Source organism: Mucilaginibacter sp. 320_HR, from assembly GCF_059691875.1.
Genome location: NZ_JCAWAI010000004.1, coordinates 271,827 through 297,597, shown reverse-complemented (window position 1 = coordinate 297,597; position 25,771 = coordinate 271,827). Strand labels below are relative to the sequence as shown.

At 44.3% G+C, this 25,771-nt stretch carries 28 protein-coding genes; 12 read left to right on the top strand and 16 right to left on the bottom strand.

Features of this window, described 5'->3' with window-relative positions; translation table 11 throughout:
• Positions 1 to 80: 80 nt before the first annotated feature.
• From tgt to AC59GT_RS15945, 4 genes are all read left to right on the top strand, one after another.
• Entirely contained in the window at positions 81 to 1,211 is a 1,131-nt protein-coding gene (gene tgt, locus AC59GT_RS15960) for a tRNA guanosine(34) transglycosylase Tgt (RefSeq protein WP_497238556.1), read from the top strand.
• Positions 1,169 to 2,326 (top strand): LptF/LptG family permease, encoded by a 1,158-nt coding sequence (locus AC59GT_RS15955; RefSeq protein ID WP_497238555.1) that lies wholly within the window; start codon positions 1,169 to 1,171, stop codon positions 2,324 to 2,326. The genes tgt and AC59GT_RS15955 overlap by 43 nt, the downstream gene beginning before the upstream one ends.
• On the top strand, positions 2,326 to 3,228 hold the full coding sequence (locus AC59GT_RS15950) for a DMT family transporter (RefSeq protein ID WP_497238554.1): 903 nt from the start codon (positions 2,326 to 2,328) through the stop codon (positions 3,226 to 3,228). The genes AC59GT_RS15955 and AC59GT_RS15950 overlap by 1 nt, the downstream gene beginning before the upstream one ends.
• Before the next feature lie 916 nt (positions 3,229 to 4,144).
• Complete coding sequence (locus AC59GT_RS15945; RefSeq protein WP_497238553.1) at positions 4,145 to 4,366, top strand: hypothetical protein; 222 nt, start codon at positions 4,145 to 4,147, stop codon at positions 4,364 to 4,366.
• A gap of 68 nt (positions 4,367 to 4,434) precedes the next feature.
• Here the strand turns inward: AC59GT_RS15945 and ispE are convergent, their stop codons facing one another.
• Positions 4,435 to 5,238 carry a 4-(cytidine 5'-diphospho)-2-C-methyl-D-erythritol kinase gene (gene ispE / locus AC59GT_RS15940; RefSeq protein ID WP_497238552.1) on the bottom strand — a complete coding sequence of 268 codons (804 nt, stop codon included), beginning with the start codon at positions 5,236 to 5,238 and terminating at the stop codon, positions 4,435 to 4,437.
• 145 nt (positions 5,239 to 5,383) lie between these two features.
• On the opposite strand from ispE, the gene AC59GT_RS15935 reads away from it, so the two are divergent.
• The 5 genes from AC59GT_RS15935 to AC59GT_RS15915 all read left to right on the top strand — a co-directional run bounded on the left by AC59GT_RS15935 (position 5,384) and on the right by AC59GT_RS15915 (position 12,046).
• Positions 5,384 to 6,205: a thymidylate synthase gene (locus tag AC59GT_RS15935; protein WP_497238551.1), complete on the top strand. Its 822-nt coding sequence runs from the start codon at positions 5,384 to 5,386 to the stop codon at positions 6,203 to 6,205.
• 10 nt (positions 6,206 to 6,215) lie between these two features.
• Positions 6,216 to 6,698: a dihydrofolate reductase gene (locus tag AC59GT_RS15930; RefSeq protein WP_497238550.1), complete on the top strand. Its 483-nt coding sequence runs from the start codon at positions 6,216 to 6,218 to the stop codon at positions 6,696 to 6,698.
• 114 nt (positions 6,699 to 6,812) lie between these two features.
• Complete coding sequence (secDF, locus tag AC59GT_RS15925) at positions 6,813 to 9,770, top strand: protein translocase subunit SecDF (RefSeq protein WP_497238549.1); 2,958 nt, start codon at positions 6,813 to 6,815, stop codon at positions 9,768 to 9,770.
• A gap of 102 nt (positions 9,771 to 9,872) precedes the next feature.
• Positions 9,873 to 11,180: an NAD(P)/FAD-dependent oxidoreductase gene (locus AC59GT_RS15920; RefSeq protein WP_497238548.1), complete on the top strand. Its 1,308-nt coding sequence runs from the start codon at positions 9,873 to 9,875 to the stop codon at positions 11,178 to 11,180.
• Positions 11,180 to 12,046, top strand: coding sequence for a hydroxymethylglutaryl-CoA lyase (locus AC59GT_RS15915; RefSeq protein WP_497238547.1), 867 nt, complete (start codon positions 11,180 to 11,182; stop codon positions 12,044 to 12,046). Before AC59GT_RS15920 ends, AC59GT_RS15915 begins: the two co-directional genes overlap by 1 nt.
• Here the strand turns inward: AC59GT_RS15915 and AC59GT_RS15910 are convergent.
• The 3 genes from AC59GT_RS15910 to fbaA form a co-directional block, all read right to left on the bottom strand.
• Positions 12,043 to 12,504, bottom strand: coding sequence for a GNAT family N-acetyltransferase (locus AC59GT_RS15910; protein WP_497238546.1), 462 nt, complete (start codon positions 12,502 to 12,504; stop codon positions 12,043 to 12,045). The genes AC59GT_RS15915 and AC59GT_RS15910 overlap by 4 nt on opposite strands.
• Entirely contained in the window at positions 12,470 to 12,970 is a 501-nt protein-coding gene (locus tag AC59GT_RS15905; protein ID WP_497238545.1) for a low affinity iron permease family protein, read from the bottom strand. The genes AC59GT_RS15910 and AC59GT_RS15905 overlap by 35 nt, the downstream gene beginning before the upstream one ends.
• Before the next feature lie 90 nt (positions 12,971 to 13,060).
• Positions 13,061 to 14,140 (bottom strand): class II fructose-bisphosphate aldolase, encoded by a 1,080-nt coding sequence (fbaA, locus tag AC59GT_RS15900; protein WP_497238544.1) that lies wholly within the window; start codon positions 14,138 to 14,140, stop codon positions 13,061 to 13,063.
• Between the two features lie 227 nt (positions 14,141 to 14,367).
• Between fbaA and accD the strand changes: the two genes are divergently transcribed.
• The gene (gene accD, locus AC59GT_RS15895; RefSeq protein WP_497238543.1) at positions 14,368 to 15,243 is read left to right on the top strand and encodes an acetyl-CoA carboxylase, carboxyltransferase subunit beta; all 876 of its coding nucleotides are present in this window, start codon (positions 14,368 to 14,370) and stop codon (positions 15,241 to 15,243) included.
• A 144-nt stretch (positions 15,244 to 15,387) separates the two neighbouring features.
• On the opposite strand, the gene AC59GT_RS15890 is transcribed toward accD, so the two are convergent.
• The 3 genes from AC59GT_RS15890 to glmM form a co-directional block, all read right to left on the bottom strand.
• Positions 15,388 to 15,678 carry a hypothetical protein gene (locus AC59GT_RS15890; RefSeq protein WP_497238542.1) on the bottom strand — a complete coding sequence of 97 codons (291 nt, stop codon included), beginning with the start codon at positions 15,676 to 15,678 and terminating at the stop codon, positions 15,388 to 15,390.
• Positions 15,679 to 15,734: 56 nt separating this feature from the next.
• Positions 15,735 to 16,871 (bottom strand): cysteine desulfurase family protein, encoded by a 1,137-nt coding sequence (locus AC59GT_RS15885; protein WP_497238541.1) that lies wholly within the window; start codon positions 16,869 to 16,871, stop codon positions 15,735 to 15,737.
• Positions 16,872 to 16,932: 61 nt separating this feature from the next.
• A complete protein-coding gene (glmM, locus tag AC59GT_RS15880; protein ID WP_497238540.1) occupies positions 16,933 to 18,318 on the bottom strand; it encodes a phosphoglucosamine mutase in 1,386 nt (461 codons plus the stop codon).
• A 124-nt stretch (positions 18,319 to 18,442) separates the two neighbouring features.
• On the opposite strand from glmM, the gene AC59GT_RS15875 reads away from it, so the two are divergent.
• Both AC59GT_RS15875 and AC59GT_RS15870 read left to right on the top strand, forming a co-directional pair.
• Complete coding sequence (locus AC59GT_RS15875; RefSeq protein WP_497238539.1) at positions 18,443 to 19,012, top strand: phosphatase PAP2 family protein; 570 nt, start codon at positions 18,443 to 18,445, stop codon at positions 19,010 to 19,012.
• A 77-nt stretch (positions 19,013 to 19,089) separates the two neighbouring features.
• Complete coding sequence (locus AC59GT_RS15870; RefSeq protein WP_497238538.1) at positions 19,090 to 19,230, top strand: hypothetical protein; 141 nt, start codon at positions 19,090 to 19,092, stop codon at positions 19,228 to 19,230.
• Between the two features lie 244 nt (positions 19,231 to 19,474).
• Here AC59GT_RS15870 and AC59GT_RS15865 read toward each other — a convergent pair whose 3' ends face one another.
• From AC59GT_RS15865 to AC59GT_RS15825, 9 genes are all read right to left on the bottom strand, one after another.
• Positions 19,475 to 19,924: a MarR family winged helix-turn-helix transcriptional regulator gene (locus AC59GT_RS15865; RefSeq protein WP_497238537.1), complete on the bottom strand. Its 450-nt coding sequence runs from the start codon at positions 19,922 to 19,924 to the stop codon at positions 19,475 to 19,477.
• Positions 19,925 to 19,960: 36 nt separating this feature from the next.
• The gene (locus AC59GT_RS15860; protein ID WP_497238536.1) at positions 19,961 to 20,122 is read right to left on the bottom strand and encodes a DUF5522 domain-containing protein; all 162 of its coding nucleotides are present in this window, start codon (positions 20,120 to 20,122) and stop codon (positions 19,961 to 19,963) included.
• Positions 20,122 to 21,060, bottom strand: a complete 939-nt coding sequence (locus AC59GT_RS15855; protein WP_497238535.1) for an exonuclease — start codon at positions 21,058 to 21,060, stop codon at positions 20,122 to 20,124. The genes AC59GT_RS15860 and AC59GT_RS15855 overlap by 1 nt, the downstream gene beginning before the upstream one ends.
• Positions 21,060 to 21,665 carry a dephospho-CoA kinase gene (gene coaE, locus AC59GT_RS15850; RefSeq protein WP_497238534.1) on the bottom strand — a complete coding sequence of 202 codons (606 nt, stop codon included), beginning with the start codon at positions 21,663 to 21,665 and terminating at the stop codon, positions 21,060 to 21,062. Before coaE ends, AC59GT_RS15855 begins: the two co-directional genes overlap by 1 nt.
• The gene (locus tag AC59GT_RS15845) at positions 21,665 to 22,612 is read right to left on the bottom strand and encodes a CdaR family protein (RefSeq protein WP_497238533.1); all 948 of its coding nucleotides are present in this window, start codon (positions 22,610 to 22,612) and stop codon (positions 21,665 to 21,667) included. The genes coaE and AC59GT_RS15845 overlap by 1 nt, the downstream gene beginning before the upstream one ends.
• 91 nt (positions 22,613 to 22,703) lie before the next feature.
• Entirely contained in the window at positions 22,704 to 23,027 is a 324-nt protein-coding gene (gene yajC, locus AC59GT_RS15840; RefSeq protein WP_497238532.1) for a preprotein translocase subunit YajC, read from the bottom strand.
• A 14-nt stretch (positions 23,028 to 23,041) separates the two neighbouring features.
• Positions 23,042 to 23,491 (bottom strand): DUF1573 domain-containing protein, encoded by a 450-nt coding sequence (locus tag AC59GT_RS15835; protein WP_117382468.1) that lies wholly within the window; start codon positions 23,489 to 23,491, stop codon positions 23,042 to 23,044.
• Positions 23,492 to 23,509: 18 nt separating this feature from the next.
• Positions 23,510 to 24,460, bottom strand: coding sequence for a transcription antitermination factor NusB (gene nusB, locus AC59GT_RS15830; protein ID WP_117382469.1), 951 nt, complete (start codon positions 24,458 to 24,460; stop codon positions 23,510 to 23,512).
• A 39-nt stretch (positions 24,461 to 24,499) separates the two neighbouring features.
• Positions 24,500 to 25,585 (bottom strand): Glu/Leu/Phe/Val family dehydrogenase, encoded by a 1,086-nt coding sequence (locus AC59GT_RS15825; RefSeq protein ID WP_497238531.1) that lies wholly within the window; start codon positions 25,583 to 25,585, stop codon positions 24,500 to 24,502.
• Positions 25,586 to 25,771: the final 186 nt, after the last annotated feature.

Sequence of the window (25,771 nt, the reverse complement as noted above, 5' to 3'; positions counted from 1 at the left end):
ACCTGTGCGTCCCTTTTATGATAACACTCTTTAAACCTTATAATAATGGCATCAAAAATTCGTAATTTTGTACACTTATAATGGAATTTACTTTACACGCACAAGACCCGTTATCTAAAGCCCGCGCGGGCGAGCTTGTTACAGATCACGGCGTTATACAAACTCCTATTTTCATGCCCGTTGGCACTGCCGGTACTGTAAAGGCCGTGCACCAGCGTGAGCTGAAAGAGGATATAGAAGCACAGATCATACTCGGAAATACCTACCATTTATACCTGCGGCCTGGCCTGAACACGCTGGAGAGCGCGGGTGGACTTCATAAATTTAATGGTTGGGAAGGCCCTATACTTACCGACAGTGGCGGGTACCAGGTGTATTCGCTTACCGAGGTGCGTAAAATCAAGGAAGAAGGGGTTACATTTCGCTCACATGTGGATGGCTCAAAACACCTGTTTACACCCGAGAATGTAATGGATATCCAGCGTATTATTGGCGCCGATATTATTATGGCCTTTGATGAATGTACGCCTTACCCGTGCGATTATAACTACGCGAAACGCTCTATTGAGATGACCCACCGCTGGCTGAAACGCTGCTGCGACAGGTTTGATGCTACCGAGCCGAAGTATGGGTATAACCAAACACTTTTCCCGATTGTACAGGGGTCGGTATATAAAGATCTGCGTGTAAAATCAGCAGAGGTTATTGCTTCTTTCGGGCGCGAAGGCAACGCCATCGGCGGCCTTTCTGTAGGCGAACCTGCTGAAGAAATGTACGCCATGACGGAGATTGTATGCGATATATTACCCCAGGATAAGCCGCGTTACCTGATGGGTGTGGGCACCCCCGTAAATATCCTAGAGAATATTGCGCTGGGGATTGACATGTTCGACTGCGTGATGCCTACCCGCAATGCCCGTAACGGCATGCTTTTTACCAGCAACGGAATCATCAATATTAAGAACGAGAAGTGGAAGAATGACTTCTCTCCTATTGACGCTGAAAGCGATTTGTTTGCCGACAAGGTATACACAAAGGCTTATTTGCGCCACCTTATACATAGCGGCGAAATGCTTGGTGCGCAAATAGCTACCCTTCATAACCTTCACTTTTACTTGTGGTTAGTGAAAGAAGCGCGCAATAAAATTATAGCCGGGGAGTTTTACCAATGGAAAAACACCATGGTTACCCGCCTGGCGCAACGCTTGTAATGAAGAAACTCTTAAGCAGATACTTAAAAACGATTGACTGGTACATCATTAATAAGTACCTGGGCACGTTTGTGTTTACGCTGGGCATCTTTTTGGCGATATCAGTTGTTTTTGATATATCTGAACACCTCGACAACTTTCTAAGTAAAAACGCGCCTTTAAACGAGATCGTTTTTAAGTATTATGCCGGGTTTATTCCGTTTTACCTAATGATGTTGTCGCCGCTGATTAACTTTCTATCGGTGATATTCTTCACCGCGAAGATGGCTAATCAGACGGAAATTGTGCCGATACTCACCAGTAAAGCCAGCTTTTACCGCTTCTTAAGACCTTATTTTTTCTCCGCAACGGTCATATTTGTGGTGTCCATATTGGCCAATATCTTCGTAATTCCGTATACAAATAAGCTGAAAGTAGACTTTGAAAGTGCTTATTTTTTTAACGGAGAAGACCCTACAAAGGCTGAAGTCCATATTCAGCTAGACAAAAACACCTTCGTTTTTCTGCAATCTTATGACCCTCAGGTGCACACCGGCTACCAGTTTATGCTGGAAAAATTTGATGGAGACGAGATGAAAATGCGTTTAACAGCGCCCAGTATTACCTTCGATTCTGTGAAAACAAGGTGGAAAATCAACACGCCATCTATACGTTATATAGACGGTTTAAAGGAAAAATTCATCAGTAACGGGCCACTTATTGACACCGTTCTAGACATGCGCCCAATAGACTTTGAGGTGCATGATAACGTTAATAGCAACGTGTATGGCGGCATGCCATTAAGCGAACTGAACAAGCTTATCGACAAAGAAAAGATACGCGGAACAGGTGCTTTAATAGACATGCAATTTGAAAAATACCGCCGTTTTGTTGAGCCATTATCCTCCTTTGTACTCGCCGTTATCGGTGTCGCTATATCCTCCCGGAAGGTCCGCGGAGGGGTTGGATTGCCTCTTGGCATTGGCATTTTTATCTGTTTTGTGTACATTGTTGTAAACAGATTTGCCCTTGTTTTCGCCGTAAAAGGCGGCTTCGAACCGCTTATCGCAGTGCTTATCCCAAACATAGTTTTCGGGATTTTGGGCTGGATATTACTCGTAAAAGCACCTAAATAATGCCCCAGCAAACCGTCCCGGCAGCCTTAAATAAGAACCTCATCATCCTTCATTTTACCGTTTTTGTATGGGGATTTACCGGAATTCTTGGTCAGCTTATTACCATATCTGCAGTAAATTTGGTTTGGTACAGGGTCGCGATTGCCGCATTTTCGCTGTTTTTTTACTTCATTTTGGCAAAAAAGCCGATCAAAATAAGTGTGAAAAATGCAGGAAAAATGTGGCTGACCGGCGCTTTAGTAGGTGGTCACTGGATACTTTTCTTCGCATCTATCAAGCTTTCTACCGTTCCGGTAACGCTGGTTTGCCTCTCATCTATCACGCTTTTCACGGCAATTTTTGAGCCGCTAATCAATAAAAAACCGATCTCAAAAATGGAGATCATCGCCGGTTTTTTAATAATTACGGGTATTGTACTTATTTTCAAATTTGAATCTCATTACACTAAGGGCATTATAGCAGGGCTTGCCAGCGCTGTACTTGCAGCACTTTTCGCCATCATTAACTCGCGTTTTGTAAGATACTACGAGGCGCCCATTATCGCTTTTTACGAGCTTTCCGGGGCGTTCGTTTGGATCACAATATACCTTTTAATCACTCTTGGAACAGCCGGATTTATCATCCCTAAAGCAGCTGACATCGGCTACCTGGTGCTGCTTGGCACCGTTTGTACATCTCTGGCTTACGTTGCAGGCGTGTCTGTAATGCGGGAACTTTCTGCGTTTCGCGTGGCACTTATCACCAACCTCGAACCAGTTTATGGCATTATTATAGCCTTCATTTCCTTTGGTGATATAAATAAAATGACGCTTGGTTTTTGGTCAGGTGCGCTCATTATCCTCTCTACTATCTTCCTTTTTCCATTCGCCCAAAAGCAGGTTGCTAAACGCCGGGCTAGGTAAGATCTGTTTACATTACTCTTTAAATTTGATGTTTTCATCTACCTTCTCTGGGGTAGGGGACGCATTTCAGTTATAGGCTATAAGCCATTTTAAAGCCCTATAAGACACTTTAATTTTCAACCACTGTAATCTTACAGTTCGCAAACTTCGGGCGAACAGACGCAAAATCAACAATTCTCTAAGTGTACTGACCAGATTATCGCCGTCGTGATGAATCATTTACTATTATCTTCAAATTTAGATGCTTCAATAATATAATACATTTAAAATTCGCGCTTATTTATATTATTTATTTATATAAAAATCAACAATTTATAAACTTTAACTAAAGTAAAATTTCAATAAAAATGATTTAAGTTATTTCATGAAATACTAAAGTATTTAGCATTAACCTCATTCAACAATAATTTTACTAGATAGTGATTTACAAATCAGTTATTTAAGATTAATTATATAACGTAAAAATAAATTTGCATGAAGTAAGTAATTGCTGCAACCAAAGTGTACCGAACTCGTTTTACCAGAATGCAATTAATTTGATAAGTACCGGCAGATGTATACACGCAGAAGAATCAGGAGAGCTGAAATCCGCTTGATGTTGCCAGGAGAATTAATGAGACGTCTAACGAAGGAACATTACGTCTTCATAGAAAAGTCGTCTTTAAAGCCAACAAAAAATCTACCAAGCCTTAAAATTCAGCACGAAAAAATTTTGGCATTGTAGGTAACCAACAACATTGGGGAAGGAGAAGAAAGAACAAGTTGCATTTCTAATAAAGTGACAAGCAGGAAAACCGCCGCTTTACATTGATGTTTTAAAAGTGCATCTTAGAGACAGCAATAACCAGAGGAACGAACCATGCGCATTAAAACCATCATCATACTTGTCATCGCAATTTTACTGACGATCATTTTCATGCAAAATCTTGACCCGGTCAGATTCACGGTGTTGTTTTCCACACTTTACATTGCCAAGGTTTCTATGATGCTGGCTGTACTTGCAGTAGGGTTCGTGCTCGGCTACCTTGTCGGCCGTCCGGGAAGCAAGAAGTACAACCACATAGGTTATGACAACGACACATCACAACCAACCGAATCCCGTACACTAAGTGACGAAGATCGCGATTACATCAATTAAGACAGTGTCAGATTTTCCTTCAGGAGAAACAGCAATGAAGATACTGGACTTCTTACAGTAGCAACAAACTACACGTTGTAGAATACCTGGCAAGTTTCTTCCAGAATACTTAAATCTGGCAGGGTTTCAAATATGCCAAATACCGAGGCTCCAGAGCCGCTCATACTGGCGTATAATGCACCTTGCTCGTACAGCGTTGCTTTTACGCCACGGATAACCGAGTGGCTATTGAAGATATGCCTCTCAAAGTCGTTGCGAATATTGCGTTTCCACTGCGCTACGGGCATTTTTATAAGATCGTACAAAGTCTCTTTAACCGGCGTTGGTTTAACACCTCTGTAAGCCTCTGCGGTGGATACATGAGCATCGGGCATCACTAGCACTATCTTGTAGCCCGAGAGGTCTAGTTTTACGCTCTCGAACTCGTCGCCTTTTTCGAAAGCAAATACTGGTTGGTTGTTGATGAAAAAAGCACAGTCAGCACCGAGTACTCTGGCATAGTCCATCATTTCATCAGCTGTTAAACCCAACCGGAATTTTTCGTTCATCAACTTGATGAAAAATGCTGCGTCAGACGACCCTCCGCCAAGCCCGGCCCCTATCGGAATATTTTTGTGCAGGTGGATAGCAACGGGCGGCAGTTTAAAATCTCTCTTGAGCAATTGATAACCTCTCAGACAAAGATTATCGTCTTCACTCCCGGGTATCTCCAACCCGCTGGATTGAAAGCTTAATGAATCACTTTCTATAACCTCCAGCACATCGTTTATTTTGACGGGGTAAAAAATAGTCTCCAGGTTGTGGTAGCCATCCGGGCGGCGTTCCGTAATATTTAGTCCTATGTTTATCTTAGCGTTCGGAAATACAATCATCAGAAATCAATTAACACCTGCATGTTTTTTTGCACATCGGTAGGATACCAAAATTAGATTATTTTTCTTTGCATCTGATTAGCCTGCTAAAAACAGATCTTAACAACAGCTGGCATATGCCTCTTCCAAACTTTACAAGCAGAACATGAAACAATACCTCGACCTGATGCGGCATGTGATGGAGAACGGTGCGCAAAAGCACGATCGCACCGGAACGGGCACCTTAAGCGTTTTTGGATACCAGATGCGTTTTGACCTGAAAGAAGGATTTCCGATGGTGACTACCAAAAAGCTCCACTTGAAATCCATCATTCATGAACTGATATGGTTTTTAAGCGGAGACACCAACATCAAATATCTTAAAGATAACGGCGTGCGCATTTGGGACGAGTGGGCCGATGCTGACGGCAACCTTGGGCCCGTGTATGGCTACCAATGGCGCTCGTGGCCAAAACCTGATGGCGGCCACATAGACCAGATAACCCAGGTGGTAAATACCCTGAAGAACAATCCCGACTCGCGTAGGATTATGGTGTCGGCATGGAATGTGGCCGACGTGAACCAGATGGCGCTCCCGCCCTGCCATAGCTTGTTCCAGTTTTATGTTGCACCAGCAGATAAATCCAAAGGTGAAACGCGGGGAAAGTTATCCTGCCAGCTTTACCAGCGTAGTGCCGACATCTTCCTGGGTGTGCCGTTTAACATTGCTTCGTATGCACTGCTTACCATGATGATGGCTCAGGTATGTGATCTGGAATACGGCGACTTTATACACACCTTTGGCGACGCGCACATTTACAATAATCACCTGGAACAAGCGCAACTGCAATTAAGCCGCGACCCCAGGCCGTTACCTACGATGAAGATAAACCCGGAGGTTAAAGATATTTTCAGTTTTAAGTTTGAAGACTTCACCCTGGAAAACTACGACCCGCATCCGCACATCAAAGCAGCCGTTGCTGTTTAACTGAACGAACATGATCATATCTATTGTTGTGGCCATTGCCGAGAACCGTGCTATCGGCAAAAACAACCAGTTGTTATGGCACATGCCAAATGACCTTAAACACTTCAAAGAAGTGACGTCAGGCAGGAGTATTATCATGGGTCGTAAAACTTACGAGTCTGTTGGCAAGCCGCTTCCGAAGCGCCGCAATATCATTGTAACGCGGCAAGAAATCCAAATACCCGGGTGCGAGGTAGTAAAATCTTTAGACGAAGGCATCGCCTTGTGCAAAGGGGAAGATGAAGTGTTCATAGGAGGTGGTGCCGAGATATACCGCCAGGCAATGGACAAAACAGACCGGATCTATCTTACCATTGTTCACCAGGCATTTGAGGCTGACACCTTTTTCCCTGAAATTGACTATACGCAATGGACCGAGACCAGCAGGGAAAACTTTAATGCTGACGAGAGAAATCCCCACTCATATTCCTTTATCCAGCTCGATCGGCGGTAACAAAAACAGCCTTTATATTGTTTCAATTAAAAATTTCATGCTTGTGAAATTTTATTAGATTTGCCGTCTTATTTCAGAAAGCTTATAAACTAATTATTTACATACTAATTCGAAATGCAAGGTAAAGGGGTTATTAAATTTTTCGCCATTCTGCTGGCAGTGGTGTGCTTGTACCAACTGTCGTTCACGTGGGTGGCCAATAAAGTTGAGAACAATGCAAAAGAATACGCGAAGGGCAACACTGAGAAGGAAAAAGCCTATCTTGATTCCATGTCTACTCAACCGGTGTATCCATTACTTGGCCACACCTACCAGTATTGCCTTGACAGGGAGTTAGCCCTTGGTCTCGACCTTAAAGGCGGCATGAACGTTACCATGCAGATCTCTCTGCGCGAGTTGGTACAGTCATTGGCAAACAACAACCAGGATCCTGCATTTAAGCAAGCTCTTGTTGAAGCAGAAAAGAATGCGGTGACTACTCAGAAAGACTACATCACCCTTTTTGTTGATGCTTACGAGAAGATATCTCCAAATGGCAAACTAGCTTCTATTTTCGCTAACAGCAACAACCAGGACCACCTGAAATACAATGCTTCTAACAGCGAGGTTGAAACTTACCTGAAAGATCAGGCTACTGTAGCAGTTCAGCAGTCATACACGGTGTTGCATACCCGTATAGACCAGTTTGGTGTTACCCAGCCAAACATACAGCTACAGAAAAGCACTAACCGCATCCTTATCGAACTTCCTGGTGTTAAAGAACCGGATCGTGTTCGTAAGCTATTGTCGGGTTCTGCAAAACTTGAGTTCTATCAAACTTACGACAATACCGAAATTTTCGGCCTGCTGAACAACATTAACAGTGTTCTGGCTGCAAAAAGCAAATCTGCTGATACTACTAAAGCAAAAACTGCTGAAGTAGCACCTAAATCAGCAAAAGACTCTGCAAACTCTTTGCTGGCTAAGCTAAAGAACAACACGTCTAAAGATTCATCTTCTTTAAACAATAAAGCTCAATTAGCTGCTCAAAACCCTTTGTTCTCTGTAATGGCTCCAATGTATGGCCAGGACGCAAACGGACAGGGACAGCCTTACCCGGGCCCAATGGTTGGCCGTGTCGCTCAAAAGGACACTGCTAAAGTTAACAGCTACCTGCGCAGTGCCGAAGTTAAAGCCATCATTCCTCAAAACTTGAAGTTTCTTTGGAGCGTAAAGCCAGTAGAAAATTCTAAAGTATTTGAACTGTACGCTATAAAGCTTGCCGGCGCGCAAAATGGCCCGGTATTAACCGGAGACGTTATCAATGACGCACGTAGCGACGTTGACCCAACTAAAGGCGGCTATGAGGTTATCATGAATATGAACTCTCAGGGCGCTCAAAAATGGAAAAACATCACTGCAGAAGCTTCTGCAGGTGCAAATAAAAGAGCTATCGCCATTGTACTTGACGACAATGTTTACTCTGCCCCTACTGTACAAAACGAGATCTCCGGCGGTGTATCATCTATTTCAGGTAACTTTAAGGTTGAGGATACAAAAGACTTAGCTAACGTGCTTAAAGCTGGCCGCTTGCCTGCTCCTGCGCGCATCATCGGCGAAGAAGTTGTGGGTCCATCACTGGGACAGGAAGCTATCAACGCTGGTTTACTATCCTGCGTATTGGGTTTAGTTGTAATCCTGATCTTCATGATCGCTTATTACAACCGTGCAGGTACCGTTGCGGTAGTTGCCGTTTTGGTTAACGTGTTTTTCCTGATGGGTGTACTGGTAAGTATTCGTGCGGTATTAACTCTGCCTGGTATAGCAGGTATTATCCTGATATTGGGTGTGGCGGTTGATGCGAACGTTTTGGTTTACGAACGTGTTCGCGAAGAACTTGGTTTAGGCAAATCTATCCGCATAGCTATTGCGGACGGCTTTAAACACGCGCTTCCGTCAATTCTTGATGCCAACATCAGTACTTTCCTTACCGGTTTAATCCTGTTCATATTCGGTTCAGGTCCTATCCAGGGTTTCGCAACCACATTAATGATCGGTATCATAACAACTTTGTTCTGTTCATTACTGATCTCCAGGTTAATATTTGAATTCATGCTTGAAAAAGGCTGGGATATCAAGTTTTCAAACCCATGGAGCTCACACACCTTTAAAAATGCGAACTATGGCTTTGTAAAAAACCGCTTTAAGTTTTATGCTTTCTCCGGTATATTCATCATCGCCGGTTTGATCTCAATGTTTACTCAAGGCTTTAACTATGGTGTAGACTTTGGTGGTGGCCGTACTTACATTGTTAAATTCCCTAATAAGGTAAACACAGAACAGGTTCATGACGCTATTGATGCAACGCTGGGTCGCGGTACCGAAGTTAAAACTTACGGCCAGGACAAGATCAGCATCAATACCAACTACCTGATTACTGACAATACGCCAGGTGCTGACGAAAAGGTACAAGCTGCTTTAATAAACGCTTTAAACAGCAAGCCTGCTACTGCCATTAAGGCAGCTAATATATTAAGCCACCAAAAGGTAGAGGCAACAATAGCTAACGAGGTTAAATCTTCTGCAAAGTGGACCATCATTATCGCTATTATTGTGATCTCTGCTTACATTTTGATCAGGTTCCGCAAATGGCAGTTCAGCTTAGGTGCAATGATCGCTACTGCGCATGACTCACTGCTGGTACTATCGTTTTTCTCTTTGTTTAAGGATGTACTTCCTTTCTCACTAGATATCGATCAGGCCTTTATAGCAGCGTTGTTAACAGTGATTGGTTACTCTATTAACGATACCGTGGTAGTATTTGACCGTATTCGTGAGTTCCTCGACCTGCACCATGCAAAAACTGATGACCCTAAAGAGGTGATCAACCATGCTATCAACAATACGTTGAGCCGTACAATTATCACTGCTTTAACCGTGGTGATGATACTAGTTGTACTATTTGCCTTCGGTGGCGACGTTATACGCGGTTTCTCGTTCGCATTGCTAATCGGCGTGATCTTCGGAACCTACTCGTCTATCTGTGTAGCAACCCCGGTTATTATCGACTTTGGAAAGAAAGACCTTAAGTAAAAAATTAATTTAATTAAATGAAGGCTCCAAAGAACATTTGGAGCCTTTTTTGTTTTCAGAATAGAGTGCAGTTTAAAATATTATAAAACTGTTAAGAATATTATGAGCGATCTATCAAAATTCCCTACAGTAGTAGTTATAGGCGGTGGTTTCGGCGGTATAGAAGTAGTAAAACAGCTGGCAGACAAACCTGTAGAAGTCATATTGCTTGATAAGCACAACTATCATACATTTCAGCCGCTGTTGTATCAGGTGGCAACCGGCAGCCTTGAGGCAGAATCTATCGCATTTTCACTTAGAAAGAACTTCGAAGGTCAAAAGAACCTTCGCTTCCGTATCGCGGAAGTAACCAGTATTGATTCTGCTGCCAATGTGGTACATACCGATATAGGCCCTATTCCCTACGACTATCTGGTGATAGCTACCGGATCTACCACCAACTTTTTCGGCAACAAGGATATCGAAAAGTATTCAATGCCTATGAAATCCATCCCTGAGGCGTTAAACCTAAGGTACATGGTTCTACAAAACCTCGAGGAGGCTATTTTAAAGCCTTCTAAGGAAGAACGTGCACCGTACCTGACATTCGTACTGGTTGGAGCAGGACCTACCGGTGTAGAGCTTGCAGGATCGTTAGCGGAGTTACGCAACCACGTGCTTAATAAGGACTACCCTGAACTGGCTAAAGAAGAAATGAAGGTATACCTGGTAGACTTCCTGCCGAAGGTATTGGGTCCATTTTCAGACGAGGGTTCCAAAGCTGCTGAAGGCTACCTTACCAGGATGGGGGTAGATGTACTGCTGAACGTGAAAGTGCAAAGCTACGACGGCCAGGAGATTAAATTTGAGGATGGCAGAAGCATACCTACGCGCAACGTTATCTGGTCTGCAGGTGTAATGGGCGTTGTGCCTGAGGGCGTGGACAAAGCATCAATAGAGCGCGGTAACCGCATACGTATAGATAACATTTGCCGTGTTGCGGGATCAGAAAACATATTTGCCATAGGCGACGTTGCAGCTATGATTACACCGGAAACACCTAAGGGACACCCGGGTGTGGCACAAGTTGCCATACAGATGGGCGAACTTACCGGCAAGAATATTAACAGGCTAATTAAAGGTGAATCTACCGAGCCGTTCAAGTACAATGATAAAGGTTCGTTAGCCACCATCGGCCGTAATAAAGCTATCGCAGATCTTGGCAAAATCAAGTTTCAGGGATTTTTTGCATGGCTGATATGGATGTTTGTGCACCTAATATCGCTTATGGGTGGCCGTAATAAGGTAATTGTATTTATAAACTGGATAGCAAGTTACATGAGCTACAATGGTGGCAGCAGGCTTATTATACGTAAGTTTGAACCTGAAGAACTTGTCAACAAAGAAAAACAGGTAGCCCAGGCAGATTAATGATACAGGAAACGATAAGGATTACAGAATGCCCCCGCGATGCAATGCAGGGGCTTTCTCATTTTGTACCAACCGAGGTAAAAACCGAGTACATTAACCTGTTGCTGCAGGTTGGTTTTGACACGATTGATTTCGGCAGCTTTGTATCACCAAAAGCTATCCCTCAAATGCGGGATACAGCAGATGTACTCGCTAAACTTGATCTTGGTAATACCAAATCTAAACTGCTGGCCATTGTTGCCAATTACCGGGGCGCGGAGGATGCGGCAAAGCATGAGGCTATCACTTACCTGGGCTATCCATTCTCCATCTCTGAGACCTTTCAACAGCGTAACGCGAATACTTCTATAACAGATGCTTTTGATTCTGTAAAGCGGATAAACGAGCTTTGCAGAGCTAACAATAAAGAGTTGCTTATCTACCTTTCTATGGGGTTTGGCAATCCTTATGGCGATGACTGGAACACCGGTATAGTACAATACTGGGCGCAAAAAATGATTGAAGAAGGAATTGGACACATTGCTCTTTCAGATACTATAGGCATTGCCACACCGGACCAAATAACTGCGATTTACCCTAAGCTAACAGAACTTTCAGATATAACCAGCTTTGGGTTGCACCTTCACTCTACCCCGCACACCTGGCAGGAAAAAGTAGCTGCTGCTTACGAAAGCGGATGTACCAGGTTTGATGCAGCTTTAAAAGGTTACGGCGGCTGTCCCATGGCTACAGACGAGCTAACGGGCAACATTGCAACAGAGAACTTTATAGCTTACCTACTGCACCAAAACATTGACCTGGGGCTTAATTTGGATAAACTTGCCGAAGCTATGGAGTATTCAGAAAAGGTGTTTATTACAAATTAATGCAGTTCTTCTTTTATTTTGTCGCGAACAGATGACGGCCTGATCATTTTATAGTGCTGTATGCCAGCTTCTTCAAACATTTCGCCTACCTTCTCAAAGCCGAAGCGCGCGTACAATGTAGCGGCATCTACCTGTGCATGCAGGTAAACGTAGTCGGCATCTGCAGGAAGGTCGTCCAATACCGTCCGTACAAGCGCCTGCCCCACTCCTGCTCCCCTAAACTTTTTCAGGACAGCAAAGCGTTCCAATTTATACCCTTTATCTGTCTTTCTCCAGCGGGATGCGCCTGCAGGCTCATCATCAACTGTAGCTAAAAAGTGGGTGGATTCATCTTCGAACTCCCATTCTAATTCGGGCGGGCAATTTTGCTCCCCTACAAACACTTCCCGCCTAATGGCAAATACTTTCTCCAGCTCAGCCGGATCATTTATTTTTCTTACTTCTACTTTTGAGGGCATTCTGATAATGAGGTTTTGATTGGTAACCGGTTTGTTTAATGTTATGATTTTCCTCTGCAGCATCTATAGAATGCGTACAGGTGATATCATCTTCCTGCTCGGCTAATTTAGATAATTTGATATAGAATTTATTCAACTGATCCAGTTCTTGCTCAGTAAGGTCTTCTATATTCACCATACGATTACTAGCCCCCTGGTGAGATGCCAATATTTCGTTAAGTTTGAGGTGCACTGCCTTCGAGTCCTTATTTTGCGACTTTTGGATCAGAAACACCATCAGGAAGGTAACAATTGTTGTACCTGTGTTAATTACCAGCTGCCAGGTGTCAGAATACTTAAACAACGGCCCGGTAATTATCCAAACAATTATTACTAACGCCGCCATAATAAAAGCGCTGGAACTGCCGGTTGCAACAGTTGCCCAGTTTGCAAATTTCTCAAATAGATTACTCTTCTTACGAGCCATGATCTTCAAATAAATGTTAAAACTTTAACGAAAAAAAACCGCCAATGTTCTTAAACAAAGGCGGTTTTATTCTTTAGAGCTATATTGTGGTTACAGCTTGCTGTTTACATCCAGGCAGTTCAGGTCGGCAAAAGCGCTTGTTAAACGTTTTACAAACGTTTCCTCACCCTTACGCAACCATACACGTGGATCATAATATTTCTTGTTTGGAGAGTCATCACCATCAGGGCTGCCAATCTGCGACTGTAAATAACCCTCTTTAGCCTGGTAGTAGTCTTTAATACCTTCCCAGAAAGCCCATTGCATATCAGTATCAATGTTCATTTTGATGGCGCCGTAAGAGATAGCTTCTCTTATCTCTTCCTGGCTTGAGCCAGAACCACCATGGAATACAAAGTTAATTGGCTTTGCGGCAGAAAGGCTGTGTTTATTCTTTAGGAATTCCTGTGAGTTGTGCAGGATAACAGGCTGTAATTTAACGTTGCCAGGTTTGTAAACGCCATGTACGTTACCAAAAGCAGCAGCAATGGTAAAGCGCGGAGAAACTTTAGAAAGTTCCTCGTAAGCATATGCAACTTCTTCAGGCTGAGTGTATAAGCGTGAGCTGTCTACATCACTATTATCAACGCCATCTTCTTCGCCACCGGTTACACCCAGTTCAATTTCAACGGTCATGTTCATTTTTGACATGCGTTCCAGGTACTTCGCAGATGTCTTGATGTTTTCTTCGATAGGCTCTTCAGAAAGGTCAAGCATGTGCGATGAGAAAAGCGGCTTTCCGGTTTCTGCGTAGAATTTTTCGCCGTGCTCAAGCAGTCCGTCTATCCACGGAAGCAACTTTTTAGCAGCATGGTCTGTATGTAAAATAACGGCAACACCATAGTGTTCTGCCAATAGGTGTACGTGCTTAGCGGCCGAAACAGCGCCTAAGATGCATGCTTGCAATTTTGAGTTATCAAGTGATTTGCCCGCATAAAACTGCGCTCCACCATGTGATAACTGGATAATAACAGGCGAATTAACAGCCTTAGCGGTTTCCATTACGGCATTAATTGAGTTGGTGCCGATAACGTTAACAGCCGGCAAGGCAAACTGGTGCTCTTTAGCAGCTTCGAACAGGGCCTGCACCTGATCGCCGTGCAGTACACCTTTATAATTTTTCAGATCCATTAACTTTTTTGTTTGGCCCCGAATTTATCATTTACATATGAGATTTGAGTCATTTAGGTTGAAAAAGTTGATAAATCTTGTAGAGATTAACCTGAATATTAGCAATAAATGCGACAAGTATGCTGGTAATGGACTAATCTGCCAGCGGCAATTTAACTTCTTAATGCCTCAACCAACTTTTCCAAGCTTTTTTTGTTTCTTTGCATACCTGAAAGAACAGATAAGATATGGCTTGGTTTAAGCGCGAAATAAAAGGCATCATTACCACTACAGAGGAAAAGAAAGAGGCCCCCGATGGCATCTGGAATAAGTGCCCCAACTGTAAAAAACCCCTACATTACTCAGAGCAGGTTGAAAACCAGTACGTTTGCCACTATTGCGGCTTTCATATCCGCATAGGCTCTAAGGAATATTTTTCGATATTATTTGACGATAACCAGTTTACCGAGCTGTTTGGCGACCTGGTATCAGGCGACCCGCTTGAGTTTACTGACACTAAGAAGTATACCGACCGCCTTACCGAAACAAGGCGTAAGACCGGCCTCAAGGATGCAATACGCTCTGCTACAGGCAAGATGAACGGTCAGGATCTGGTTATAGCGTGTATGGATTTCAACTTTATAGGCGGCTCTATGGGCTCTGTTGTAGGTGAAAAAATCGCGAGATCAATTGATTACAGCATAGCTAATAAGATTCCTTTCCTGATGATCTCCAAATCAGGTGGTGCGAGGATGATGGAGGCGGCTTTCTCGCTGATGCAGATGGCTAAAACATCTGCTAAGCTGGCACTGCTTGCACAGGCTAAAGTGCCATACATATCTTTACTAACCGACCCTACAACAGGCGGTGTTACAGCATCTTACGCAATGCTGGGTGATATAAATATAGCTGAACCCGGCGCTTTAATTGGCTTTGCAGGACCAAGGGTTATTAAAGAAACGATTAAGAAAGACCTGCCTAAAGGATTCCAGACTGCGGAGTTTGTACAGGAGCACGGCTTTCTTGACTTTATAGTAGACCGCAGGGAGATGAAAGAAAAGCTGGCATCGTTCCTGAAAATGCTGGCTGTACCGGCACCAGTGCAGGTACCTCCGGTTGAATAAGCTGTTTTTGCGGTGATCCAAAACCTGCAAAAACCACACTTTTTCTAAGTCACAGGCATAAAAAGGATTTTGTACGATAAAAAAAAGAGGGTATCTCCATTTTGGCAGATACCCTCTTTTTTAGTTAAGTATTTTTTCGCGAAATTATATGCCTTCAGTTCCTGGCTCATGGCCTACCATACGGCCGGTAGTACGACCATACGGACGGCTAACAAAATCTGTTTTGGTAGCTACACCTTCACTCGGGAACTCGTGCGCATCCGGTGGTGTTACATCATTTTGCTCGCTATAAGAAGCATCGTTGCCTCCCTGCTGCTGCTCTTGTTCTGTTTGCTGGCCGTATCCTGTACCTTCGTTTTCCGACTGGCGTTCTTCAGGTGTTTCATCGGGGCTGTAATTTGGATTGTATTCCGGGCTGTTTTCGTTGGTTTCCATGATGTTTAGTTTTTAATTGTTGCTTAACATCAACCAAAAACAATGCCAACGAGAAACTAAGCGCTTACCAAACAAATATCCTTTAGCTTGGCTACCGTATAATCAACCTCGTCCTTAGTGTTGTATTTAGAGAACGAGAACCGAACCGACGGACGGTTAGGGTTAGCACCTATAGCTGTGAGCACATGCGAACCAATGTCTGTACCTGAGCTGCACGCGCTACCGCCTGATGCCGAAATACCGGCAATGTCCAGGTTGAACAATAGCATATCGGCCATTTCCATTTCAGGGAACGAAGTGTTCAGTACTGTATACAAGCTTTTAGACGGATCCGTTTCACCGTTAAAGGTTACACCCGGTACTTCCTGCTGCAATTTAGCCATCATATAGCTTTTTAAATCTTGTATATAGGCCTGGTGCACATCCATTTCGGCATAAGCCAGTTCAAGCGCTTTTGCTAATCCCGCTATGCCGTAAACATTTTCTGTACCGCCACGCATGTTGCGCTCCTGAGATCCGCCATAGATCATGGGGTTTATCTTCACTTTGTGGTTCACATGCAAAAAGCCAACGCCCTTAGGACCATGTAGCTTGTGGGCAGCACATACCATAAAGTGCAATTTAAGCTTTGTAAGGTCATGACGATAGTGCCCGACAGTTTGCACCGTATCGCTATGAAATATGGCGTTATATGCCTCGCAAATGTCACCAACGCGGTCAAGGTCGGTTATTGTACCCAACTCGTTGTTCGCGTGCATTAGCGATACGAAGCTACGTTCGTTAGTTTTAAGCAATGTTTCAAGATGATCGTAATCTACATTGCCTTTATTGTCTATATCTGCAAAGCTCAGCTTTATAACACCCGCCTTTTCCATTGCCTGCAAGGTATGCAGCACAGCATGGTGCTCCAGCCTGGTGGTAATAGCATGAGTAAGCTTATGATCCACAATACCGCAGCGAATAGCTGTATTGTCTGCTTCGGTGCCACCGCTGGTAAAAAAGATCTCGGCAGGTGATGTATGCAGCAGGTTAGCTATTGTTTTGCGCGAACGCTCGATAACGGTGCGCACCTCGCGGCCATGAGCATGTATAGATGACGGATTACCAAATTGGGTTTCCATCACTTTGTACATTTCCTTTAAAACTTCAGGGTCGAGGGCCGTTGTGGCGGCATTATCAAAGTATACGCGCATGGTAGTTGGTAGTAAATAGTAAGCAATGAGCGGCTGTTAATTGCCGTGGCTACGCTTCAAATTATAAATTAAGTATTTCCTTTATATCTCCAATGATCTTTTGGGCCAGGTTATCTGCAACCGTTTCTGAATTTGCTTCGGAGTAGATACGGATGATAGGCTCCGTGTTAGAACGGCGCAAATGTACCCATTCCTTGTCAAATTCTATCTTAAGGCCATCAATGGTTGTATGGGGCTGCCTGCTGTATTTCTCTTCAACCTTTAGCAGCAACGCATCTATGTCCATCTCTGGCGTAAGGGTGATTTTATTTTTTGAAATGAAGTAGCCCGGGTACGTGCTCCTGAGAATTGATACCGGCTTACCGAACTTAGCCAGGTGGGTAAGGAACAGGGCTATACCGGCAAGCGCATCGCGCCCGTAATGCAATTCAGGCAATATCACACCGCCATTGCCTTCACCGCCAATAACAGCGTTTACTTCCTTCATTTTGTTCACTACGTTCACCTCTCCTACTGCTGCAGCGTGGTATTCGCCGCCAGCCTTTTCGGTAACATCGCGCAGGGCCCGGGTTGATGAAAGGTTAGAAACCGTGTTACCTTTGGTGTTCTTCAAAACATAATCCGCTACGGCAACCAGCGTGTATTCCTCGCCAAACATGCTGCCATCTTCGTTCACGAAAGCCAGGCGGTCTACATCCGGGTCTACCGCAATGCCCAGGTGCGCTCTTTTCTTCACCACTTCCTGCGCAAGGGCTACGAGGTTCTCGGGCAGTGGCTCGGGATTGTGCGGAAAGTTACCGTCAGGCTCGCAAAACAGCTCATGAACGGTTTGTACACCAAGTGCTTTTAACAACGCCGGCACGAAAAGCCCGCCGGTTGAGTTCACGCAATCTATAACAATGCTGAAATTGGCAGCTGCAATTGCTTCTTTATCTACCAACGGCAAAGCCAGTATCTTGTCAATATGTTTTTGCAGGTAGCTGTCGTCCTTCACAAGTTTGCCTAGATCATTTACGTCGGCATACTTAAAATCGCTTGTCTCGGCAATCTCCAATACTTCTTTACCATCAGCATCGCTTATGAACTCGCCGGTGTGGTTAAGCAGTTTAAGCGCATTCCACTGTTTTGGGTTGTGGCTCGCCGTAAGAATGATACCGCCGGCAGCATCCTCATCCGGAACGGCAACCTCCACGGTTGGAGTGGTGGAAAGGCCCAGATCAATTACATCAATACCCAAACCCTGTAAAGTGCCTATCACCAGGTTGTTCACCATTTCGCCTGAAAGACGTGCATCACGACCGATCACTATCTTTTTTTTACCGGAGTTTTTTACGGCCCAGCTGCCAAATGCCGATGTGAACTTAACAATATCCAAAGGCGTTAAACCTTCACCTACCGCACCGCCAATGGTGCCGCGTATTCCCGAAATTGATTTAATCAGCGTCAAAACTTCCTTTGTTTAAGCCGCAAAAATAACAATTTTAAAAGACGGCACTGTAAAATTGAAGTAGTTTTAAGCTTTGAGATATTAACTATATTTGAGCCGTAAACCTCAGCATCCATAAAAAACAATGCCCGATTTCTTATTAAACCTCGACAGGCATTTATTCTACTTTGTTAATCACACGCTTACCAACCCGTTTTTCGACTGGATAATGCCATGGATGCGCAACCCAAGATTTTGGATTCCGCTGTACCTGTTCATTATCGTCTTCAGCATATGGCGCTACAAAAAACAAGGGCTTATTTTAGTGGCGATGCTTTGCCTTGCCGTAGGCTTTGCCGATTTTACCAGCGCCAGTCTTGTTAAAAAGGAGGTAATGCGCCTGCGCCCCTGCCGGGATGAGGTAACATCCAATACGGTGATAAGCCGGGTACCCTGCGGACTAGGCTACAGCTTTCCCTCTACACATGCTACGGACCATTTTGCCATGGCCACTTTCCTGTGCCTTATATTTTACCGAAGATGGAAATGGGTTGGTATAACTGCACTTATATGGGCCGCAATTATTTGTTTTGCGCAGGTATATGTAGGCGTGCACTTCCCGGTTGATGTAACTGCCGGTGCCCTGTACGGAGCGTTGGTGGGATGGTTGTTTGTGGTTGGTTTCAGGAAGTTGGCGCCTGGGTTTGTTGCGTAGTTTACTCACCCCGACTTGCTTCGCCGTCGACCCTCTCTCCGCTGCGCGCAAAGAGGGTGGTGTAAAAATAAAAACCAGTGTCGCACAGCCGGAACAATCTCCTCAAGAACCGGCATCAGGAACGTTCGGGTGGCACAACTAGTGCTAAAGCACTAACTTTAACAGAACGTAACGTAGCCGGCACGTTATTCACTCCGTTCATGAGATCGCTGCGCTAAGTCTCTTTGGTTCGTTTCTTTTGGTGTCAAAAGAAATGAACATCCACTGATAATCATATAGTATAATCATTCCTCAAAAGCACTAATAACAACTCACCCCGACATCGCTAACGCTTGTCGACCCTCTCTCCGCTGCGCGCAAAGAGGGTTGGAGGAAAAAAAGTAGAAAGATGAAAAATAGGTTGCAATGACAGCACCCCCTCTTTCCGCAACGCGGAGAGAGGGGGCCGGGGGTGAGTCGGCTCTACCCCCTTAATTTATCCAGCAAATTACTTAATTGTTCGGCTTCTTCTTCCGTAAGATTTTCTTTAAAGATATCTTTGGCTTTGAACTCGCCATCCATTACTGACAGGATTTTTAGCCCTTCGTCGCTGATGCGGATATCTACAGCGCGACGATCCTTTGTGTTAGTACAGCGCGACACCAAGCCCTTTTGTACCAGGCGGTCTACAATACGCGATGCATCAGACATCTTGTCTATCATGCGTTCCTTCAGCAGGTTTACAGTGGCCGGCTTGGGGTATTGGCCACGTAAAATACGCAGTATGTTAAACTGCTGCTGTGTAAGGTTGTGCTTTTCGAAGTGGCTACGGGTAAAGTTGTTCATCCAGCCGTAGGTATACGACAGGTTGATGACCATTTTATGGTAGCTATCTTCAAAATTGGTACTTTTTATATCTTCCTCTATCCCCATTTAATTGGCAACGTGTTGATTGGTATGCAAATATATCTATTTATCTTTTGTTTGCTTACTCTTTTGTTCCCGCCCATAGTTCCACGGGCAATGCAGGCATTTGTTTTTACAGCAATAGCCACGCTTTAAATGGTATTCTTTGGTGAATACGTAGTTGCCGTCGGAGTTGATGTAATAATCTATGTTTTCCTGCAGCATCAATTCAATATTTTCACAAATATACTATCAGCAAAATGTTCTTTTAGCTGCCGCCCGTCTCCATGAAGTGTCCAGATCTGCTTGGGCTGAACATTATTAATGGTAGTAATAATATCGTTCCAGTCCACATGGTCTGATATAAAGAGCGTATCCTGGGCGTTCACCTGCAGGTTCTTCCACCCGGAGGCAAACAGGCGTTTAACGCCGGTGGCGCGTATGTAGCTGTCAAAGGTAAAAGGCGGCACAATGTACACCCACTCTTCCTGCGTTTTCATCAGCTTACGGTTATACAACTGGTGAGCCCCCAAATCATACCCAAGTGACTTGTAAACATTGTTTATAGGCATCACCTTGTGGTGTACCAGCACTTTCTTTTGCGGCGCATAGTCATTTATCATCCTGATAAGGCGCTGGCTCTTTCCCAGCCCATACGCGCCAAGCAAGATATTCACCTTAATATCGTTCAGCTTCTTTATTTCTTCTACCGGATCGGGATGTATGGTGTCTCTATCGGCAAAAGTAGTTTCGGTGATCAGGACATCAGCCTGTACAAACTCCATTGGCTCGCACGTATTGTCTAGCTGTAATTTGTAATCGCCGGTGTACAGATAACGGGTGCCCTGATATTCCATTAACACCTGGGCCGAGCCAGGGATATGCCCTGCCGGAATGAAACTCACCTCCACCCCGCGCATATCAAATACTTTACTGTAAGTCTGTGTATGTAACTGCTTGCCTGCGTTTTTACCATAACGCAGCTGCATAAAAGCAATGGTGGCCGCAGTGGCATACACGTTGGTATTGCCACTAACGGCATGGTCGGCATGTGCGTGCGAAATCACAGCGTTGGCGACCGGTTGCAGTGGGTCTAAATAAAAGTCGCCGTACCGGCAATACAAACCATTGCCGTCAAACTGTAAAAAGTCTTCTAAGATCATTAAGCTTTGGAAAGGGATAGATATAAGTCATGCAGCCTGAGTACCTGCGGGATTACCAGTTGCGTATCGTCGTTGATAATGTTATCGTTCGCCAACTGAAGCTTTTGTTCTTCGGTCAGTTGCTTGGCATTACGGCTTTCAACCTCTTGTTGGGTGATGTTGTCGCGTGCCATTACACGTTTCACACGGGTTTTTACAGGAGCGGTTACCACTACCGATCGATCGCACATTTTATAAGAGTCACTCTCAAATAGCAGTGCAGCTTCTTTGAGTATATAAGGCACTTTGTGATTACCTTCAAACTGAGTTAACCAAACATCAAAAGCCCTGAAGGTGGCTGGATGTACCAGTTTGTTCAGCTTTATCAATTCTGCTTCATCGTTAAAAACAATGCCTGCTATATGCTTGCGGTTAAGCGTGCCGTCAGCAAAATAAGACTGATCACCAAAGGTTTCCTTAATGCCGCTGATGAGGATCTCATCCGTCACCATTACCTTTTTAGCCGCATCATCAGCATAAAATACCGGTACACCCAATACCTCAAATACTTTGCACACCGTTGTTTTACCGCTGCCTATGTTGCCTGTGATACCTACTTTAAACATTACTTTTTAACAATGAAATCAACATTCTGCGGCACCATCTTCACTATTTTACTGTATGTAGGCATGTTGGTTATCTTAACCGGAAGTGTAGTATAACCCTGACGTGACCAAAGGTCGAGGTCGGCAACGGCTTCAAAGTCATCCTCATTCATATCCGGGTAGTCGCGCAGTGAGGTAGTAAAGGTTATCTTTATCTTCTGCGGGAAAACTTTCACGTCATAAAAATTACGATTGTTGATGAGCTTAACAGGCACCTCTATTGTCTTTTCGGTAAACTCATCCACGGGGATGTTAATAGAAACGGCTTTAGGCTCTACATCCAGGTTGCCCTCATTAGAGCGCTTTAATGAAATACGCGTATTAATGCTTTCGTTAAGGTCGGTCAACTTCAGTGAATCCGTCTTCCAAAAGTTTATCCGGGCAAGCACTTCCGCGGGACCGCTTATTTTTACGTAAGCCGGTTTAATGGTCATCACGCCCGATTGTGCAAACTGCCGCTCGAACTGCAAGGATGTAACCGCCTGCACAGGTACCTTTTTAACAGAACGGTTAGAAAAATCGAAGAACAAGGTGTCGGGACTAAAGCCAACCATTTCCCTGTCAGGGTCTTTTTTGGCGTTAATCTGTTTAAGCTGGCTGCTTAGCACTATAAAGTTTTTAGTATCCAGCGATTGCAGGTCTACATTGACTTCCTTGCGGGTATCTGTCCATTTAGAGAACAGCATTTGCCAACCGGTACCCTGTACTATGGCATTTACGGTATCGGGCTGCAAAGGGTGAAAAGCCCGCTTTTGCGGCGAGTTCCTGAACGTAAGCGGCTGCTTTACCGTGAACTTGTAAGGGTTAGATAACACTGTAAACAGCCAGGCCAACACAGCAAAAACCAGGCACGTAACAAAGGCCTGTAAGCGCCTGCGTTCTATGGCCGATAGTTTGATGATTGCCATGTTGTAAAAGTAAAGGATTAGTGCTATTGTAAGGTATAAAATAAAAAAGCGAAAGAATACCTTTCGCCTTTATACTTTTAGCCGCAAAGGCTTACTTAGTTACTGCCGGTGGTGCGTTTAAAGCCTTAGATTCTTCTAAAGAGATAGCAGATTTATTGAAACGTAACCTGGCGCCGTTTTCCACTTCTATCAGGAAAGTAGTGTCGCCAATTTCGTATAACCTGCCGTGCATGCCGGAGGTAGTTACCACCTTATCGCCTTTTTTAAGCTCTTCTACGTATTTCTTCTGGTCTTTTTGTTTCTTAACCTGCGGGCGTATCATAAAAAAGTAGAACACCACTGCAATTAACCCGAACATGATTAATTGCTGGGAGCCAAAGCCGCCGCCGGCTTGTAATAAGATAGTTGTTGTCATTTTATAGTTTTAAATTAATGTGCGGTTACTTCGCCAATAAGGTGCACCATATTTTGGGCCGGGTTAGTATTAGCGGTAACGGTTATTTGCTTGTCCTGCAAGCCCATTTTACCAACGCTGCTAAAGGTAACTTTCACAGCGCCTTCAGCGCCGGGCTGTATAGGCGCGGTTGGCCACTCGGGCTTGGTGCAGCCGCATGTGGCTACTGCATCTTTTATAATGAGAGGGGTTTTACCGGTGTTTGTAAACTTAAACTCATAGGTAACTTTATCACCTGCTTTTATCTTGCCGAAGTCGTGGGTTTCTTTTTCAAACTTCATTACCGGCGCATTGGTGGCGCTGGTAGTACCTGCAACCGTAGGAGTACCTGCATCGGCAGTTACCGCTGTAGTACTCTGACCATTGGAATTACAGGCCGATATGAACAAGCCTGCAACAACTGTACATAATAATAGCTTTCTCATTTTACTTAATAATCTTGTTTATTCTTCAATCAATCCGCGGCCAATCTTCTTCACCTTGTTCTCGGCTTTGAGTTCGGCAAGTATTTTATCCAGTATACCGTTGATGAACGAGTTGCTCTTAGGTGTGCTGAATTCTTTTGATATCTCCAGGTACTCGTTAATGGTCACCTTCACCGGTATCGATGTAAAATTAATAAATTCTACGATTGCCATCTTCATTAATAATGTATCCATCATGGCAATACGGTCGGGTTCCCAATTCTGTGTCTTTTCAGCAATAAGTTGCTGGTACTGGCTGTCGTAACGAATGGTTTGAGCGTACAGGTTCAACACAAACTCGCGGTCGTCTGCCCAGTTTCCGCTGATTTCGGCCAGTTGGTTCTCTGCCGGGTTCTCCGAAGCAAAGTTCTTGAATGTTTTAGCGATCAACGCTTGGAGTACTTCCCTGTCAACAGGCCAGTAAATGAACTTATCTTCGAAAACCTGCTCGGCTAACGATGATTTCAGGATAACCTTTTTGAAGATGAATTTTATAATGTCTTTATCCGTGCTGATGGTATCATCCGTTTTAGCAAGGTACTCAGCATATTCAGGAGAATTCTTCAGGGTGATGAACAGGGACTTATCCAGCTCAGGATCAAAAGAAAAATCTACTTTGTATTTTTTTACGGCAGCCAGGTACTCTTGATTCTGGCTTAGAGATACTATAAAACGGTTGGTAAGTATCTTGGTGTTGGCGTTAAGGTCTTCCTTGGTAGGCAGATGCTTGTTGGCCCTTTCTTCAGCATCTATACTGGCGTAATTCACCACATTGCTGATAAGGGTAAGCATCCATATGTACATTTCAAAAACCTGGTCTATGCTGCTCAGGAGCTGCTTTTCGTGGTGTTTAATGTCGCGCGAGTCGGACTGATGGTACGCGTACAAGGACTGTAGAACTTTTACCCGGAGGTGCCTTCTGTTTAGCATTTTATAAGAACGATTAGGGGCCAGTGCCCAAATGATAATTTAATAGGTTGACTTTACTTTTTTAATATCGGCAATACGTTTTTCGGCAATTTTATTAGCAGCCGTTATGGTAGAAATGCTTTCCGCTTTAGAAAGTTTTAAAACATTACGGGTTGCCTCGTAAATATTTTCTGTTAACTGCAGGGTGCGCTTTTTATTATACCCCATCAGCTCAGAATAGCAATTAATTATACCACCCGCGTTAATCACATAATCCGGCGCAAAAAGGATGCCCTTGTCCAGCAGCATTTGGCCATGCAGGGCTTCATCCTGCAGTTGGTTATTTGCCGAGCCGGCTATAATGGCGCACTGCAGCTTGCCTATGGTCTGCGTGTTTATGGTTGATCCCAGAGCACAAGGCGCGTAGATGTCGGCGTTAATATCAAATATGGTATTATTTGATACCGCTTCCGCACCGTACTTTTTTGATACCTGGCGCGTACGCTCGTCGTTGATATCGCTTACGTACACCTTAGCATTTTCATCGCGCAGCAGCTTTACCAGATGCTCACCTACATGGCCTATACCCTGCACAATAACAGAGCGGCCTGTGATATGATCATTACCGTAAAGCTCCTTTAAACAGGCTTTCATACCCATAAAAACGCCCATTGCAGCAATGGGTGCAGGGTCACCGCTGCCGCCCATGGTTTCGGGCACACCGGTTACATGCTGTGTTTCCATACGGATGTACTCCATATCGCGCGGGTTGGTACCCACGTCCTCCGCAGTAATAAACTCTCCGTTGAGATTTTTTATAAAACGGCCAAACTTGCGCAGCAATGCCTCTGTTTTGTCCTTGCGGGAATCGCCTATGATCACGGCTTTGCCGCCACCAAGGTTTAAGCCTGCTATAGCCGACTTATACGTCATGCTTTTACTTAACCGAAGAACATCCTGCAACGCTTCTTTCTCGGTTTTATAGGCCCACATACGGGTACCGCCAAGTGCCGGGCCAAGTGTGGTATCATGAATAGCGATGATTGCCCTAAGGCCGGTGTCCGGGTCACTGCAAAACACAACTTTTTTATGCCCCAGTGATTCCAGCTGGTTAAAAATACTATCGGCGTTGTGTGGAACAGGCATTATCTGGGACGGTAGTGATAAAACTTTATTGCGACTGCAAAAGTAGTGTTTTTTTTGAAGTGGCAAGTGTAAAGTATACATCCGCCTTAAAGCCCGTTGCAGATCAGCCCTATGCAAGCAACTTAAATGCGACGCAATTGTAAAATAGCACGGCTTTATCGCTGCTTTAAAACATTATGCATCCAT